17 protein-coding genes and 1 tRNA gene are annotated in these 16,491 nt (G+C 61.8%); 10 read left to right on the top strand and 8 right to left on the bottom strand.

Going from position 1 to position 16,491, the window contains the following annotated elements; translation table 11 throughout:
- Positions 1-36 precede the first annotated feature (36 nt).
- The 4 genes from ABF859_RS11810 to argC all read right to left on the bottom strand — a co-directional run bounded on the left by ABF859_RS11810 (position 37) and on the right by argC (position 3,442).
- Positions 37-1,176, bottom strand: a complete 1,140-nt coding sequence (locus ABF859_RS11810) for an ATP phosphoribosyltransferase regulatory subunit (RefSeq protein ID WP_415527980.1) — start codon at positions 1,174-1,176, stop codon at positions 37-39.
- A complete protein-coding gene (locus ABF859_RS11815) occupies positions 1,173-2,330 on the bottom strand; it encodes a phosphoserine transaminase (RefSeq protein WP_415527981.1) in 1,158 nt (385 codons plus the stop codon). The genes ABF859_RS11810 and ABF859_RS11815 overlap by 4 nt, the downstream gene beginning before the upstream one ends.
- Before the next feature lie 54 nt (positions 2,331-2,384).
- Positions 2,385-2,468, bottom strand: a tRNA-Leu gene (locus ABF859_RS11820).
- A gap of 74 nt (positions 2,469-2,542) precedes the next feature.
- Positions 2,543-3,442, bottom strand: a complete 900-nt coding sequence (gene argC / locus ABF859_RS11825; protein WP_415527982.1) for an N-acetyl-gamma-glutamyl-phosphate reductase — start codon at positions 3,440-3,442, stop codon at positions 2,543-2,545.
- A gap of 182 nt (positions 3,443-3,624) precedes the next feature.
- Between argC and mazG the strand changes: the two genes are divergently transcribed.
- The 6 genes from mazG to ABF859_RS11855 all read left to right on the top strand — a co-directional run bounded on the left by mazG (position 3,625) and on the right by ABF859_RS11855 (position 9,262).
- Positions 3,625-4,428, top strand: a complete 804-nt coding sequence (mazG, locus tag ABF859_RS11830) for a nucleoside triphosphate pyrophosphohydrolase (protein ID WP_415527983.1) — start codon at positions 3,625-3,627, stop codon at positions 4,426-4,428.
- Positions 4,429-4,608: 180 nt separating this feature from the next.
- Positions 4,609-4,872 (top strand): hypothetical protein, encoded by a 264-nt coding sequence (locus ABF859_RS11835; protein ID WP_415527984.1) that lies wholly within the window; start codon positions 4,609-4,611, stop codon positions 4,870-4,872.
- 147 nt (positions 4,873-5,019) lie between these two features.
- Positions 5,020-6,063 (top strand): tRNA preQ1(34) S-adenosylmethionine ribosyltransferase-isomerase QueA, encoded by a 1,044-nt coding sequence (queA, locus tag ABF859_RS11840; RefSeq protein WP_415527985.1) that lies wholly within the window; start codon positions 5,020-5,022, stop codon positions 6,061-6,063.
- Positions 6,064-6,092: 29 nt separating this feature from the next.
- Positions 6,093-7,238 carry a tRNA guanosine(34) transglycosylase Tgt gene (gene tgt / locus ABF859_RS11845; protein ID WP_415528012.1) on the top strand — a complete coding sequence of 382 codons (1,146 nt, stop codon included), beginning with the start codon at positions 6,093-6,095 and terminating at the stop codon, positions 7,236-7,238.
- A gap of 131 nt (positions 7,239-7,369) precedes the next feature.
- A complete protein-coding gene (locus ABF859_RS11850; RefSeq protein ID WP_415527986.1) occupies positions 7,370-8,419 on the top strand; it encodes a purine nucleoside permease in 1,050 nt (349 codons plus the stop codon).
- A gap of 63 nt (positions 8,420-8,482) precedes the next feature.
- The gene (locus ABF859_RS11855; protein ID WP_415527987.1) at positions 8,483-9,262 is read left to right on the top strand and encodes an MgtC/SapB family protein; all 780 of its coding nucleotides are present in this window, start codon (positions 8,483-8,485) and stop codon (positions 9,260-9,262) included.
- Between the two features lie 12 nt (positions 9,263-9,274).
- Here the strand turns inward: ABF859_RS11855 and ABF859_RS11860 are convergent, their stop codons facing one another.
- A complete protein-coding gene (locus ABF859_RS11860; RefSeq protein WP_415527988.1) occupies positions 9,275-10,351 on the bottom strand; it encodes a purine nucleoside permease in 1,077 nt (358 codons plus the stop codon).
- The gene (locus ABF859_RS11865; RefSeq protein ID WP_415527989.1) at positions 10,348-11,889 is read right to left on the bottom strand and encodes an adenosine deaminase family protein; all 1,542 of its coding nucleotides are present in this window, start codon (positions 11,887-11,889) and stop codon (positions 10,348-10,350) included. Before ABF859_RS11865 ends, ABF859_RS11860 begins: the two co-directional genes overlap by 4 nt.
- Before the next feature lie 168 nt (positions 11,890-12,057).
- Here ABF859_RS11865 and queG point away from each other — a divergent pair, with 168 nt between their 5' ends.
- Together queG and ABF859_RS11875 are read left to right on the top strand one after the other, a co-directional pair.
- Positions 12,058-13,116 carry a tRNA epoxyqueuosine(34) reductase QueG gene (queG, locus tag ABF859_RS11870; protein WP_415527990.1) on the top strand — a complete coding sequence of 353 codons (1,059 nt, stop codon included), beginning with the start codon at positions 12,058-12,060 and terminating at the stop codon, positions 13,114-13,116.
- Entirely contained in the window at positions 13,113-13,343 is a 231-nt protein-coding gene (locus ABF859_RS11875; RefSeq protein ID WP_415527991.1) for a ribbon-helix-helix domain-containing protein, read from the top strand. The genes queG and ABF859_RS11875 overlap by 4 nt, the downstream gene beginning before the upstream one ends.
- Here the strand turns inward: ABF859_RS11875 and ABF859_RS11880 are convergent.
- On the bottom strand, positions 13,340-13,678 hold the full coding sequence (locus ABF859_RS11880; protein WP_415527992.1) for a hypothetical protein: 339 nt from the start codon (positions 13,676-13,678) through the stop codon (positions 13,340-13,342). The genes ABF859_RS11875 and ABF859_RS11880 overlap by 4 nt on opposite strands.
- A 174-nt stretch (positions 13,679-13,852) precedes the next feature.
- On the opposite strand from ABF859_RS11880, the gene ABF859_RS11885 reads away from it, so the two are divergent.
- Complete coding sequence (locus ABF859_RS11885) at positions 13,853-14,683, top strand: TerB family tellurite resistance protein (protein WP_415527993.1); 831 nt, start codon at positions 13,853-13,855, stop codon at positions 14,681-14,683.
- A 74-nt stretch (positions 14,684-14,757) separates the two neighbouring features.
- On the top strand, positions 14,758-14,910 hold the full coding sequence (locus ABF859_RS11890) for a DUF3309 family protein (RefSeq protein WP_080504750.1): 153 nt from the start codon (positions 14,758-14,760) through the stop codon (positions 14,908-14,910).
- A gap of 77 nt (positions 14,911-14,987) precedes the next feature.
- Here the strand turns inward: ABF859_RS11890 and ABF859_RS11895 are convergent, their stop codons facing one another.
- On the bottom strand, positions 14,988-16,445 hold the full coding sequence (locus tag ABF859_RS11895) for a mannitol dehydrogenase family protein (protein WP_415527994.1): 1,458 nt from the start codon (positions 16,443-16,445) through the stop codon (positions 14,988-14,990).
- Between the last annotated feature and the right edge of the window lie 46 nt (positions 16,446-16,491).

The raw sequence follows: 16,491 nt of genomic DNA on the forward strand, positions 1-16,491 counted from the left end.
TGACGGTGCAGGGATGAAATGAAGAAAACCCGGAGATCAGAGCGGCTGGGCCGCGCCATTCTTCCAGACATGGGTGCAGAGCAGATGCCGTGCCTGAGCGGTCAGGTCCCCATCGTGCGACAGGGCGGAAACCGTGGCATATCCGGCTTCGTGCAGACCGGACAGGCTGCGCGCATCAAGATCGACCGGCACATAGCAGCGTGGACGGGAGGCCGAGGCGGGCGCTGCACGCAGAAGAGCCTGCGGACGCAGTGTCAGCCCGCAGGCAGGCTCCTGACCTGCGAGATAGCGTCCGCCACGTCCCAGTTCCTCACGCGAACTGGTGGAGAAGACCGTCACACAGAGCCCGGTATGATAGCGCCATCCACGGAAATCGACAGGATCGATCGTCAGACGCAGATCCGGGCTGCGCTCGCGGATCGCCGCCACGGACGCCGCCAGACGCTTAAAATGCCCGGCAATCTCTTCGGGGTAATCCAGCTCCGTCAGCAGATCCAGCGCACGATCGGCAGGCCCTGCGGCCCGCAGCATCACTGCCAGCATCCCGGCAATCGGACCACCCAGTTCCGCCACGGCACTGGCATCCTTGCGATCCAGCGCATGAAGCAGGGGCTCACGATCGGCTTCGGGAATGACCCCTTCAATCAGACCCAGCGCCAGAGCCGGCATGGACAGATCGAACGAGACCCCCTCGATCCCGAGTTCCGCCAAAGCTTTTGCGCCGAGCGCGATGACTTCCGCATCGGCCTGCGCACTGTCAGGACCGATCAGTTCGATCCCGGCCTGCGAGACCTGACGATCCGCTTCACGGCCCGGCGTGCCGACAACGATGCAGCTTCCCGAATAGGACAGACGCAAGGGGCGCGGCGCGTCCTGAAGGCGGATGCTCGCGATCCGCGCGATCTGCGTGGTCATGTCCGGACGCAGCGCCATCATGCGATGCGAGTTCGGGTCCATCAGCCGGAAAGTCTGAGGGGCCAGAGAAGCACCCGATCCGCCGAGAAGCGATGTTTCGAACTCCAGCAGGGGCGGCCGGACGCGCTGATAACCGTGACGGGAAAAGGCTTCCATCACGCTGGCGATGCCACGGGCTTCGGCTTCAGCCTCACCGGGAAGAAGGTCGGCAAAACCGGACGGCAGGAGGGCGGCGCTCGGGGTCTCGGAATACAGGCTCATCCTGAAAACTCCGCACGTGTCTGCTCATGAGCCCAGTCGAGCCAGGGTAGCAGCGCTTCGATATCAGCCGTCTCGACCGTCGCACCACCCCAGATCCGCAAACCGGCAGGGGCATCACGATAGGCTGCCAAATCGTAACCCGCTTCTTCCTTCGCAACGAGCCCGGTCAGATGCTTGACCGCCTTGCCCTTCGCCTCGTCAGACAGGCTTTCAAACCAGGGAGCCGTGATTTTCAGACAGATCGACGTGCTGGAGCGCGTCTCTTCCCTGGCAGAGAGGAATGACACCCAGTCCGCTGTCGCAATCCATTTCGTCACGGCAGCCAGATTCTGCTGTGACCGCGCCTTCAGAGCATTCAGACCACCAATCTGCTCGGCCCAGCGCAGACCGTCCAGCGCATCCTCAACGCAAAGCATGGACGGCGTGTTGATCGTATCGCCTTCAAAAATGGCTTCGATCAGCCCCTTTTTGTTGGCCAGACGGAAAATCTTGGGCAGCGGACGCGGAGACGGCTGGGCCAGACGGGCGGCGGCACGCGGGCTCAGCGCCACCATGCCATGCGCAGCCTCGCCCCCAAGCGCCTTCTGCCAGGACCAGGTCACGATATCGAGCCGATCCCAGGGCAGATCCATTGCAAACGCCGCAGACGTGGCATCGCAGATGACCAGCCCTTCATGCTCGGGCGGAATGGCGCTGGTGTCCGGAATACAGACACCCGACGTCGTACCGTTCCATGTGAGGACGACGTCGCGGGTCCAGTCCACTTTCGTCAGGTCAGGCAGTTCACCATATGGTGCATCCAGAACCCGCAAATCCCCGATTTTCAGGACGTCGTGCAGATCCTGCGCCCATGTACCGGAGAAGCTTTCAAAGGACAGGACATCGATCCCGCGCTCACCGGCAAGCGCCCAGAGGATCATTTCCACAGCCCCGGTATCGGAGGCCGGAACGATGCCGACGCGCCAGTCCGACGGAATGCCGAGCACGTCCTTCGAGCGGGTAATGACCTCTTTCAGCCGCGCGCGGCCTTCGGGCGCACGGTGCGAACGGCCCAGCAGCGCCTGATCCAGACCGGAGAGTGACCATCCGGGGCGCTTGGCGCAGGGACCTGAGGAGAAGAACGGGCGGGAGGGTCTGACAGTCGGCTTGGACATGCTCGTTCCGGGCTGATCGGTCCTGAGGCCATTCCGGCAGGGAATGACCGCTCATGGTGCGAGAGAGGGGATTCGAACCCCTATGCCTTTCGGCGGTCGATTTTGAGCCGACTGCGTCTACCGTTCCGCCACTCTCGCGCGGGCGGCCCGAACCCTAATGCATTCCCCGCAAAAGTGCCAGAGTGCAAAATCCGGGCCGCAGAATGAGGGCTTTAAAGCTCCAGCATCAGGAGCAGGTTCTGAATCGCGGCCCCCGAAGCCCCCTTACCCAGGTTGTCCAGCCGCGCGGTCAGGACAACCTGCTCACCATTATGGTGGACGCGAAGTTCCATATCATCCGTGTTGGCGAGCGTATCCGCCACAAGCTGCGTCTCGGCAGGAACGACACGCACATGGGCACATCCGGCATAGGCGTCCTGAAGCATGGCTTCGAGTTCCGCGGCCGAGGGCTGCCCCGGCAGATCCTTCAGATGCAGCGGGATAGAGACGATCATGCCCTGCGGGAAATGCCCGACCGACGGCACGAACAGCGGCTGTCGCGTCAGGCCGGAATAGTGCCGGATTTCCGGCAGATGCTTGTGCTTGAGGTTCAGTCCATACAGGAAGAAAGCCGGACCGCCGTTCTTCTCATGCTCCTCGATCGCCACGCGCCCTGCCCCGCTATACCCGGAGACGGCGTTGATCGAAACGGGATGGTCGGCCGGAAGCAGCCCCGCCCGGACCAGCGGGCGCATCAGGGCGATCGCACCTGTCGGATAGCAGCCGGGATTGGCCACGAACCGAGCACCCTTGATCGCAGCAGCCTGTTCCGCATCCATTTCAGGGAAACCATAGACCCAGCCATCGGCAATGCGGTGCGCCGTACTGGCATCCAGAATCCGGACATCCAACCCTTCGGCCAGTGCCACGGTCTCGCGTGCAGCATCATCCGGCAGACACAGGATGGCGACATCGGCCTGCTCAAGCATGGAGCGACGGGCCGCCGTGTCCTTGCGCAGCGCCGGATCTATGGACAGGATTTCCAGACCATAAGAGGCCGGAAGCGCCTCGATGCGCTGGCGGATACCCAGACCTGTTGTGCCTGCTTCTCCATCAATGAAAATGCGTGCCATGCGCCATCCACCCTGTCTGCAAATCCGGGCGCCCATTCATATCGGGCAGTCCCCTGAAACGTCCGGCAGTCGTTTTACGTCGGGAATGTCAGACTGTCACCCGTCACCACCATGCCCGGCGCTTTCATCCCGGGAGCAGCACGGGTATGAATCCTTCAGCACGACAACAGCAGGATCTTCCCATGACGCAGTCCGACCGGCCGTCCCTCCAGCCGCAGCCCCGGCAGATCGACCGCCTGCTGGACATCATGAAGCGCCTGCGGGATCCCGAAAGCGGCTGCCCCTGGGACGTGGCGCAGACTCCGGCCACGATTGCCCCGTTCGCCATCGAGGAAGCCTACGAGGTCATGGACGCCATTGCCCGTGACGACCGCAATGCCATTCCGGACGAACTTGGTGACCTGCTGCTTCAGGTCGTCTTTCAGGCCCAGATGGCGCAGGAGGCCGGACAGTTCGACTTTGAAACGGTCGCGGGAACGATTGCCGACAAACTCGTGCGCCGTCATCCTCATGTGTTCGGGAACGCTGCCCCCGATGACGATGCGTGGGAACGCGAAAAGGACGCCGAGCGCCAGCGCAGGGCCGAGTATGGCACGCTGGCCGGTGTCGCCCTGCCCCTGCCCGCTCTCATGCGCGCCGCCAAACTGACGCGCCGCGCCGCCCGCGTCGGCTTCGACTGGGACGCCGCCACCGGTATTCTCGACAAGGTCCATGAAGAAATCGACGAACTGAAGGCCGAAATTGGCGGAGACCATGACCGCATCGAGGACGAACTCGGCGATGTCCTGTTCACGGTCGCAAGTCTGGCCCGCAAGCTGGATATCGACCCCGAAGCTGCCCTGCGTCGCAGCAATGCCAAGTTCACACGCCGCTTCGAAGCCATGGAAGCCATGCTGGCCGCGAAAGGACAAACGATGGCCGAGCAGGATCTGCCGACGATGGAAGCACTCTGGCAGGAAGCGAAGAAACTTCCCGGGATGAAATGAAACTTCACCCGAAGCACAGGCATCCATTGTGAATGGAGTGCTTCTTGGCGATACAAATGTAACAGACACTTCGACTGCGAGTGAATACAATCCGTATCACTCGGTTACAGGTCTCCTTATCCTTTGTTAACTTTCAGAACCGAGAATAAGGCCGTACCCACCATACGGAGTCTTTTCGTCATGACAGGCATTTCTTCCATCGGCTCTTCCGCCATGAGCAGCCTTTACAGCTCAGGCAGTGCGTCCTCTTCCAGTTCGTCCTCGTCGTCCAGCGGCACGTCCTCGACGCAGGAAACGACCACGACCAAGCTGAACGCCGATGGCTCCACGACCACCATCGTCGAAGATGCCCAGGGCAACATCATTTCCGAGACGACCTCCGGCGGCTCCTCGAACTCCGGTTCCAGCAGCGACACGAGCCACCTGCTCAGCGTCTCCGCCTGATCCAGCACCGCGGGCAGCCGGTGACGTCAGGCGCTGCCCATCCTTCTCCTCCCGAACCCGCCATCAGGGCACAGCATTTTCCCGAGCCGTCATGATCGCCCCGAAAAGGCGTTTTCATGTGACCCGAACCTGCTAGAGAACGTCCCCATGACGGATGATCTCGCCCCGTTCGATTTCGAACTCCCCCGCGACCATATCGCGACAGAACCTGCCCGCCCGCGCGACAGTGCAACGCTGTTGCATGTCCAGCCCGGTCTGGCCCCCGATCCCCATGTGATCCGCGAGTTGCCGGATTTCCTGCGTGAAGGGGATCTGCTGATTGCCAACAATACGGCCGTCATCCGCGCCCAGCTTGCAGCCACACGCGGCGAGGCGAAGATCGGCCTGACGCTCGACCGCATTCTGGCAGACGGAAGCTGGCATGCCCTGGCACGCAATTCGCGCAAGCTGAAGCCGCAGGACATCCTGCATTTCGGCGATGATCCGGTCACGGCCACCGTTGTCGAAAACGAAGGCGACGGCGCGGTCAGCATCCGCTTCTCGGTCGAGGGAGACGACTTCGATGCGTTTCTCGAACGGGTCGGAGCGCTGGCCCTGCCCCCTTATATCGAGCGCCCCTTCGGCCCGACGAAGCAGGACGATGCGGATTACCGCACTATTTTCTCGCAGTATCGCGGCGCCGTGGCAGCCCCCACGGCCGGCCTGCATTTCACGCCTGAAGTGCTTGCCGCGCTGGACGCAAAGGGGATCCAGCGCCGAACGCTGACGCTCCATGTCGGTGCCGGCACGTTCCTGCCCGTCCGCTCCACCATCGCCGAGCACAAAATGCACGCGGAATGGGGCGAGATCGATGCGGAAACTGCGGCCGCCATCAACGAGACCCGTGCGCGTGGCGGCCGGATCGTCGCCGTTGGCACCACGTCCCTGCGCCTGCTGGAAAGCGCGGCCCGCGAGGATGGCACCGTGGCCCCATGGCGCGGCGAGACCTCCATTTTCATCAAGCCCGGATACCGCTTCAAGGCAGTGGACGTGCTGATGACGAACTTCCATCTGCCGCGTTCGACGCTGTTCATGCTCGTCTGCGCGTTCAGCGGCACCGAGACCATGCGTGAGGCCTATGCCTACGCCATCGCCAACGGATTGCGGTTCTATTCGTATGGCGATGCCTGCCTGCTGGAGCGCGCGCCATGAGCGATCATAAAACCGATCACGCCACCAAAATGACCTGGGTGCCCGAAGCAAGCTGCGGCATGGCACGCGCCGGCCATCTGCACACCCGCCACGGTACGGTCCCGACCCCGACCTTCATGCCGGTCGGAACCGTCGGCACGGTCAAGGGCATGACGATGGACGCCGTGCGCTCCACAGGCGCGGGTATCGTTCTGGGCAACACCTATCATCTGATGCTGCGCCCCACGGCGGACCGCGTGCAGAAGCTGGGCGGCCTGCACAGAATGATGGACTGGCCCGGCCCGATCCTGACCGATTCCGGCGGATTTCAGGTCATGTCGCTTGGTGCGCTGCGCAAGCTCGACGAAGACGGCGTGACGTTCCGCTCGCATATCGACGGCAGCAAGCACCGCCTGACACCGGAAATCTCGACCGACATCCAGTTCAAGCTCGATGCCACCATAACCATGGCGTTCGACGAATGCCCCGCCCTCCCCGCCACGCCGGAAGTGCTGCGGAAATCCATGGAAATGTCCATGCGCTGGGCCGCCCGTTCCCGCGAGGCTTTCGTGGCACGCGAAGGGTATGGACAGTTCGGCATCGTGCAGGGTGGGACCGAGCGGGACTTACGCGAATACTCCATCAAGGCCCTGACCGATATCGGCTTTGAAGGCTATGCGATCGGCGGGCTGGCCGTGGGCGAAGGTCAGGAACTGATGTTCTCGACGCTGGACTTCACCACACCGATGCTGCCGCAGGATAAGGCACGGTACCTTATGGGCGTCGGCACGCCGGACGACCTTCTGGGTGCGGTCATGCGCGGCGTGGACATGTTCGACTGCGTGATGCCCTCTCGTGCTGGCCGGACCGCCCGCGCCTATACCGAGCGCGGCACGATCAACCTGCGCAACGCCCGTTTCGCCGACGACACCCGCCCGCTGACGCCCCATGACGACACACCGGTCGCCGGGCGTTACAGCCGCGCCTATCTGCACCATCTTTTCCGCGCCAACGAAATGCTCGGCCCGATGCTGCTGACCTGGCACAATCTGGCCTATTACCAGCGCCTCATGCGACAGATCCGTGCCGCCATTGTGGACGGCACCCTTAATGCGTTGGCCACGAAACTGCGCGAAGACTGGGCCAAGGGCGACTGGACCGAAGACGAATGGCCTATGCCGGATCTGGCCCTGTAAACTGGGGCTTTGCCCCAGCCCCCACAAAGGGACGCGGTCCCTTTGATCCCGATTCATGAAGTGGGGTGAAGGGGGCAAGACCCCTTCCGGGTGCAGGGCAGAGCCCTGCATCATCCCAGAAAGATCCTTCCATGCGCCACATCGTCTCCGCTTTTATTCTGAGCACCGCTCTCGCAACCGGAACGGCCCTCGCCGCGCCGGAAGAAATCCGCGTTCTGGTCGTGGCGAATTTTGAAGTCGGACACGACACCGGAGACGCGCCCGGCGAATATCAGGACTGGGTGGAGCGGCTGCATCTGGACGAAACCGTCCCCATCCGCGGCGTGCCGGACCAGCTCCGCCACAATGCGGAGGGCGTGTATGGCATCGTCCTGCGACATGGCGATATGGACCTGCACGCACTGGCGCTCGACCCGCGCTTTGACCTGCACCACACCTACTGGCTGTTTACCGGCATTTCCGGCGTCAATCCGAACATGGCATCGGTCGGCAGCGTCGCCTGGGCACAATGGGTCGTGGACGCGGATGCCCTGCGGGAGATCGACGACCGGACCATTCCGAAAGGCTGGCCTTACGGACTCTACGCGATCGGCGCGAGCCGCCCGGACACCCTGCCCGACAATCCGAACCATTATGGTTCGGTGACGGATGTGGCGCAGTTGACCAAGGCCTATCCGCTCAATCGCGGGCTGGCGCGCTGGGCGTTTGCCCTGAGCCAGAACGTGACGCTGGCGGATGATCCGGTCATCGCTGAACGGCGGAAAGCATGGCACGGATATCCGCAGGCCCAGAAGCCACCGATGGTTCTGATGGGCGAGACGCTGGGCACGGAACGCTACTGGCACGGCGCGGAACGCAACCGCTGGGCCGAAAACTGGGTCACGATGTGGACTAGGGGTCAGGGGCGCTTCGTCATGACCAATGAGGAAAGCCAGCACTACCAGTACGACATGCGAATGCTGGCCCGGCTGGGTTATGTCGATCCGGAGCGGATCATGGTCCTGCGCTCAGGCAGCAATTTCGACATGCCACCGCCCGGCGTTTCGGTTACGGCTTCCATGGGCGATGAAGGGCCGGGACAGGCTGTCGCTTACGACAACAACGAACGGGCCGGAGAGCCGGTGGTGCGTGAACTCACCACCCACTGGAACCGCTACCGAGATCACATCCCCCAGCGCTGAACCGAACCCGCACAACGCTCCTGCCCTTCCCTGCGTTAACACGGGAGAAAAGGCAGGAGTGACATGCAGAACATCATCACGCTGACAGCGCAGGGTCTGGTGGGCGAAGGACGGCTTCAGCTTGAAGAGCTCGTCCTGGCCTTCATCCTGTCATCCCTGGTGGGGATGGAACGCGAAATCCGCCAGAAAAGTGCCGGTCTGCGGACACATACCCTGGTGGGTGTCTCTGCCGCCCTGTTCATGCTGATTTCCAAATACGGCTTCATGGATGTCATTGATGCCGGTCGGATCGTACTCGATCCATCCCGCGTGGCGGCACAGATCGTCTCGGGAATCGGCTTCATCGGGGGCGGCGTGATCTTCATGCGCCGGGATGCCGTCAAGGGACTGACAACGGCTGCTTCCATCTGGTTCACCGCAGCCCTTGGCATGGCCTGCGGAGCGGGCCTGCCCATTCTCGCCATTGCCACGACGATCGCCCATTTCATCGTGATGGTCCTGTTCCCCGAACTGCTGAAGAAACTTCCGAGACCGGGCGAGCAGTCCACGGAACTGACGATTTCCTACGAAGACAGCCGGGGACTGCTCCGAACCATTCTGGTGAGTTGCACGGAGTTGCGCTTCGCCATCGACGGGGTGCGCCTCGAAGAGCAGTCCCCGATCCCCGAACAGCTTCTCGACGAGGCAGACCGCGAAGGCACCACCCCCACTTCTCCGTGCCCGCGCCTCGTCACGCTGACCATGCTGGTGCATGGCAGACGTCCTGTCTCCCATCTCATCACGGGGCTCGGCGCGATCGATGGTGTTCATGAAGTCAGGAAAATCGACCCTGACCATGACTGAACGCCATCGTATTTACCGGGCTGTCGGCATCGTCTTTTCGTACCGGTCCCAGTGCGTCGCCAGTTCCTTCACGACCATGCTCCCTACCGTATAGGCGGCATCGACCGAAGCCTGAAACCCGGAAAAGCCGGTCTCATGGGCTTCGTCCGACAGAAGCTGCGCAGCCGTCGTGCCCGGTGGCTGCATATCGAAATTACTGGCCGTCCGCAGGATCAACGCACGCTTCGGATCAACGCGTCCGGCTTTTCCCTGAAGCGCCAGAGCCTGACAGAACGCGACGTCTTCTTCCGCCGTCGTGGCCATGACACCCTGTCCATCCGTCCAGTATTTCACCCAGCGCTCGGCCCACTGGTTCATTTTCGCGCCAACCCAGAAGGTTTCGCCCGAGATCGTGTCACCAAGCTGCACGGAAGGCGACTTCTGGGCCGCAGCAAAACCGGTGTAACGCAGGCGGGACGCCTTCAGGCCGTCATTGTCCGGCAGCGCGATGTCCTTCGTCAGGCCATAGGCCCACTGCACAAGCGCCGGATCGAGCGTATATTCCATGTCTCCCATACCGGAATGGAGCGGAGGACGGGGCTTTTCATCCGGTGTGCTGCCCTGAACGGGCGTGAACCCATCCGGCCATGACGCAGGGATTTCGCGCGGATCCACCAGATGGGACAGGCCCCCATTGATGACGCGCGGCGCCCAGACGGCCGAACCGATGGTGCCGAAATTCGGATCAATCCCGCCAATCCCGGCCAGCACGAAATACGCATGGCGCAGATCGAACCGCGGATCGAGTGCGAGCGCCGTGATAGCGGAGGCCATATGCTCCGGCCCCTCGCCACTCGCGATGCCCAGAACATGCAGGTCCGGATTGTAGTGCATCACGTCATGATCGGTGCCTGGGGCGGGGATCGTCTTCTGTAACGGCAGTTTTTCGATCCAGTTCTGGTATTCACCCGCCGTGTCGCCCGTGTCCTTGCCAATCTCGAAGGTGGTGACGACAACGACACGTACGGGAATCGGCGCATGGGCCATTGCCGAACCAAAGGTGCAGAGGGACAGGAGCGCAGTCCCGAAAACGGTTGAGACAGATTTCACTGGTAAAGTCCCTCATGTATGACAGTGGCTTCAAACGTGCCGAACCGTTGTTCGAGTGCCCATTGCAGACGGGCCTTCTCGCTGGATTTTAGGAAAGTTGTGCAGGAAGCAGATACGACGGGCAGCGTCCGACAGGCGGACACGAACTGCCCCGGATGATGATCGGCCCAAAGGCTTTCGCCCGGCACGAAAGCATATTCCAGCCCGGTGCGGGACAGGGTTTTCAGATCGGCATAGGACAGGTCATAGGTCTGGGCCGCGCGAACATATTCCTGCGTCAGGTCACCACGTGAGACGCCCTCGTCATCCGTAGACAGTGCCATCGGCACGCCGGCCCGGCGATAGAGCGGGAATGGATGGGCCGCACCTTTGACGCCAAGGATCTCGTCATTACTGGTCAGGTTGATTTCCACCATCACATGACGCTTTGCCATTTCGGCCAGAAGGGATGCAGGATCATCTTCAAGCGCCACATCCACGCCATGTCCGATCCGGCTGGCTCCCGCCACTTCGACGGCCGCACGGATATGGTGCCGCAGCCCTTCCGTCGGAACCAGACCGGTCGTGAGTTCACCGGCATGCAGGCTCAGTTTCACGCCCGGATAAACGCCATTCAGGAAATGGAACATCCGCATGTGCAGGTCATAATCACCCATGGCCGTCAGATCGTCTTCGGGCGCGACAATGTTCAGTCCCACAAAGCGCCGATCAGCCTTCACGGTCGCATAACCGGCGTCGAGCTGCGCATAGACAGCCGGCGCGGGGAGCGTACGCAGGGTCTGGAACAGGTAGCGCACCGTCACTGCACATCCCGGATGGGCCTCCGCGGTGCCGCATTTCAGGACGCCCCGTGCCTGAGCCTCCATCTGGTCCGTCTCGGCGCGGGCTTTCTGCACCAGCGCCGGGATCTCCGGTGCAAGCGCCTGATGCGCGGCGGGCAGGTCATCGCCCTTCAGCGGATGATGAAATCCGGCCCCGATCATCGCGCCGATGCCGGGCGAGATCATCAGTTCCAGATAGGTCACATGGTCACGGGCCGCACGATCCTGTGCCTCGGCCAGCATATCCCCTTCATGCGCGGCCGCGATTGCATTGAAACGGGCGAAAGCCGCGAAGAAATGGTCGTGTCCGGAAGCATCCCCGGGAGAGGGTACGAAAGCACGCATGGACAGCGCATCGATCAGAGCGTTTTCCGAGTCTGCGTGATGCGACAGTTCGGTGGCAGGAACTTCCCCGTCTCCCGGATGCGTGCAGGCATGATCGAGGATGCGTTTTTCCTTCAAGGACACACACAGATTGTCTCTGGCCGCCCAGTCCAGCATGTTTTCGGCGTAGATGGCCCCGACCAGATGGTTGTGCAGATCCGCACCTTTGGGAAAGGTCCTGAGAAACATGTTCAGCCGGACCGGATCGTTCCGAACATGGTCGTAAACCTGCGCAGCAGACGGCGCTTCGGCCCGCGCGTCAGGGATCATCGCCAGAGCAGAAGTCATTCCCAGAAAAGCGGCCGGGAGAATACGGAAGAAAGAATATCGCATGGGCTGACGATGCCGGTCCGTTTCGGACGTGGCAAGCCATTTTCAGATCGTGACAAACCCTGTCCGCAGATGCCCTGTCCGATCACTGGAAAAGCTGGCCGGGTCGGCCGCCCGGTGGCATAACGCACCCCCGCAGCCGTCCATTCACCGGAGAGGACTGTCCCTCCCATGTCCGTTTCCCCACGACCTGACACAGGGCTCGAAAACCGGATTGCGGACCACGCCCGCCATCTCGGCTTCGATGCGGTCGGGTTCTGCAAAGCCGAACTCGGACCTGAAGTGGCACAGGGTCTGCGGGAGTTCGTCGCGCAGGGCCATCATGGAACCATGGAGTGGATGGAAACGCGGATCGACGAGCGCGCCCATCCGAAGGCCCTTTGGCCCGAAGTCCAGAGCGTGATTTCGCTGGGCCTGTCCTATGCTCCAGCCGAAGGGCCGACCAGAGACCCCGACTGCGGCAATATTTCCGTCTATGCCCGCAACCGCGATTATCACGATGTCATCAAGGGCATGCTCAAGCATCTGGCGCAGTTCGTCGTAAAACTGGGTGGTGCGGAAACTCAGGTGAAGGTCTTTGTCGATACAGCCCCCGTCTCCGAGCGCGCACTCGCGGAAAAAGCGCGCCTCGGGTGGACGGGAAAGCACACCTGCCTCGTCTCACGAGACCACGGCTCATGGCTGCTGCTGGGCGAAATCTACACCACACTGGAGCTGACACCGTCCGAGCCCACGGGTGGGAGTTGTGGTTCCTGCACGCGCTGTCTGACCGCCTGCCCGACAGATGCGTTCACGGCACCCGGGAAAATGGATGCAAGGCGCTGCATCTCGTATCTGACGATCGAGCATAAAGGCCCGATTCCGCATGAACTGCGTCCGAAAATCGGCAATCACATCTATGGCTGCGATGACTGTCTAGCCGTCTGTCCCTGGAACCGCTTTGCCGAAGCGGCGCGTCACATCAAGCTCCAGCCCCGTCCGGAACTGATTGCCCCGAAACTCGACGAACTGGTCCGGCTGGACGATGCGACGTTCCGGAAGGTCTTTTCCGGCTCACCGATCAAGCGGATCGGTCGCAACCGGTTCGTGCGCAACGTGCTGATCGCCATCGGCAATTCCGGCGATCAGGCGCTCGCCTCCTGCGCACGGGAATTGCTGACAGACCCTGACCCGGATATTTCGGAAACAGCACAATGGGCCTTAACGCGCCTTGAGGAGCAATCTGCATGAGTGATCTCGTCAAACGCAGCCTGTCGCTGTCAGGTCACCGCACGTCGGTTGCGCTGGAACCCGAGTTCTGGGCGGTGCTGGACGGGATCGCGCTAGCACGCCAGCAGAGCTTCGCCTCGCTGGTCGCGTCTCTGGATGCGACACGGGACCCGGAACGCCCGCTGGCCTCGGCCCTGCGGGTCGCGGCCCTGACGCATCTTCAGAAAAGCGTCAAAGCCCCGGACTAATTCCCCGCGCCAGTAGCTTGCAGCCCCAGCCAGTCCGGATGTTTCCGCTCGATCCAGCGCAGAACATAACCCTGCAACCGGCGAAAGACCGGAATGTCCTGCGAGAGCAGCATCACGCCGATCGGCAACATCCATAACCCAAGAACCGGCAGGATCGACAGGACACCGCCCAGCATGAACAGGACCCCCGCTGGAATCCGCACCCACTTCCGGTCCGGCTCCCGCAGCCAGTTCAATGCTTTCTGCAACCGCTCGGGCAGGCGCTGGATCAGCAGGTCCATCAGTTCATCGTCGGAGCGGGACGGGGAAGAAGCGAGTGTGGACTGGGGGGGCATGAAAATATCCGTCATGAAACCATCTGAAGAGCCTCTGCTACAAAAGCATGAGACGGCCATCAGTTCGTAATCCGATACCCATACCACACGCAGAACAGGATGATTCTCCCCTCAGCAGGTGTGCCAATGCGATCTGTCATTTGCCGCGGTTGGCGAGCGTGCTAGATTGAGGTCATGGCTATCTGGGGCAAGATGTTCGGTGGTGTCGCGGGCTTCGCGGTTGGTGGTCCTTTCGGAGCACTGATGGGCGCGGCTCTGGGGCATGCCGCCGATAACGGTTCACTTCTCAACCCGTCCACAGGCGGCTGGAGCGAGCGTTTCCCCGCACGCGGCCGACCCGATCCCAACAGTGCGGCCTTTTTCGGCGCCGCCAAGATCGCCGCGGCCCTTGGTAAGCGCGATCAGCTTTACGCCATCGGACTCGTCGCCCTGTGCGCCAAGATGGCCAAGATCGACGGCCCGGTGAACCGGTACGAAATCAACGCTTTCAAGACCTGCTTCCAGTTCCCACCTGATAACGTCAAGGAAGTTGGCATGCTGTTCGATCGCGCCCGCGACCGGACGGACGATTTTGAGATGTATGCCCGCGAAATGGGCAAGGCCTATGCCGACAACACGGCTCCCCTTGAAAATCTCATGACGGCGCTGTTCCGCATTGCCCGCGCTGATGCTGGCCCAACCCGCGAACTGCACCCGAAGGAAATCGACTTCCTGCAGCGCGTGCACCGCGCCTTCGGTCTGCCACCGGGCGCGTGGGACCGGGCGGAAAGCGGGAACAGCCGCGCCGCCAGTACCAGCGAACCCGATGCCTACCGCATTCTTGGCATCACGCGCACCGCGACCGATACCGAAATCCGCGTGCGCTGGCGCACCCTGATCCGTGAGCACCATCCGGACGTTCTCGCGCAGAAACCCATGACAGAGGTCGAGCGTAAGCGCGCGCAGGACCGGGTCGCCCGCATCAATGCAGCCTGGGACCGGATCAAGCGCGACAGGCAGCTTTGACCTTCCGCAATCCTGTGGAAACTTTCTGTCATCCTGAAGCGTAAACCAGTCTCAACCGGCAAGAGAGACGTGCCATGGGACTGATCCTTCTTGTAATCCTGATCCTCCTGCTGATCGGTGCGCTGCCGTCCTGGCCGTACAGTTCAAAATGGGGCTACTACCCTTCCGGTGGCCTTGGCCTGATCGTGGTGATCGTCGTGATCCTTGTCCTGATGGGACAGATCTGACCTCAAAAAATCCCCCCAGATAAAAAAACCGCGCTCCGTGAGGGGCGCGGTTTTTTTATCTCCTTCGGGAAAGAGGATCAGGCCGGTAGGGCGGCCTTCACTCCTTTTTCGCGGATCACCTTACGGAGCGCGATGACCTTCTGGTCCAGTTCCGATGTGTCCAGATCGCGCCATCCGTCGAACGCCGGGAGCTTCAGAGAACTTTCGAAATCGTCAGCCTTGGCCAGCTTCCACTCGGCTTCGCCATAAGTCGGCTCGGACGATTCATACGTCCCGCCCTTCTCATCGCGACCACAGAGCATTTCGAGATAGGACGCAATCCCGAACGCAATCCGCGAGAGATCGCGCTTGCCTTCAATGGCCCGGCGCACGGTCTCCGTCCAGAAAACCTGAACCTTGGAGCAGCCATCGCTCGCGATCCGCAGCGTCTGATCGGACATGGCCTTGTTGGAAAAGCGGCTGATGACGCTGTCCCGGTAGCCCTCAAGCGTCATGCCCGGCGGCGCCTTCAGGGTCGGGATAACGTCCTTGTTGAGATAGTTCTTCAGATTGCCGAGCAGCTCGCTGTCCTCGATGGCCTCATCCACGTTCTCGTAGCCGACAAGGATCCCGGGAAAACAGAGCGTGATGTGACCGGCATTGAGCATCCGGATCTTGACGTGTTCCCAGTCCGTCACGTCATCGACAAGCTGTACGCCCGCTTTTTCCAGCGGCGGACGACCATCGGCAAACTGGTCTTCCAATACCCACTGGTGAAAATCCTCGGCCACCAGCGGCAGGTCGTCATCCAGTCCGCTGGCCGCGTTCAGCTTCCTGGCGATCTCTGAAGAAACAGTCGGGGTGATGCGATCGACCATCCCGTTCGGGAACGTCGCGTTCTCTTCGATCCACTTTGCCAGTTCCGGATCCCGCGCCTTCGCATAGCCCAGAAAAGCCTTGCGGGCGACATTGCCGTTATGACGCAGGTTGTCACAGGACATGACCGTAAAGGCCTTGCCACCTGCTTCCCGCCGGCGGCGGAGCGCCTCAACGACGTAACCGAAAACGGTGGACGGTTTTCCGGGCTTCTGAAGGTCGGCCTTCACCGCCGCATTCTCCAGATCGAACGCACCGGTCGTCTCGTTGATGTTGTAGCCACCTTCCGTGATCGTCATGGAGACGATGCGGATCGCCGGATCGACCAGATGTTTCAGCACGGCTTCCGGATCGGCCGGGGCCAGCAGGTAATCGCGCAGCGCGCCCACCACGCGTACCGTGCTCTTGCCGGAGGGAGCCGTCTCGGTCAGGGAATACAGGCAGTCCTGCTTCTTGAATTCCTCGGCCTTTTTCTTCGAGCGGTCGCTGCCGGTCAGGCCGACACCCACGATCGCCCAGTCAGGCGCATGCTCAAGGATCTGCTCGACATAAAATGCTTCGTGCGCCCGGAAGAAGTTGCCCACACCGAAATGCACAATTCCCGGCCTGATCCCGTCGATGTCATAGGGAGGGGCCTGGACACTGGCAGGAAGAGACTTGAGGGTTTCGCGCGTAATCATGGAATTCTCCGTGGTTTCGGACCGGTCGCTGTCGGGGACCGATAAG

The organism is Gluconobacter sp. (assembly GCF_047722525.1).
Classification (GTDB): domain Bacteria; phylum Pseudomonadota; class Alphaproteobacteria; order Acetobacterales; family Acetobacteraceae; genus Gluconobacter.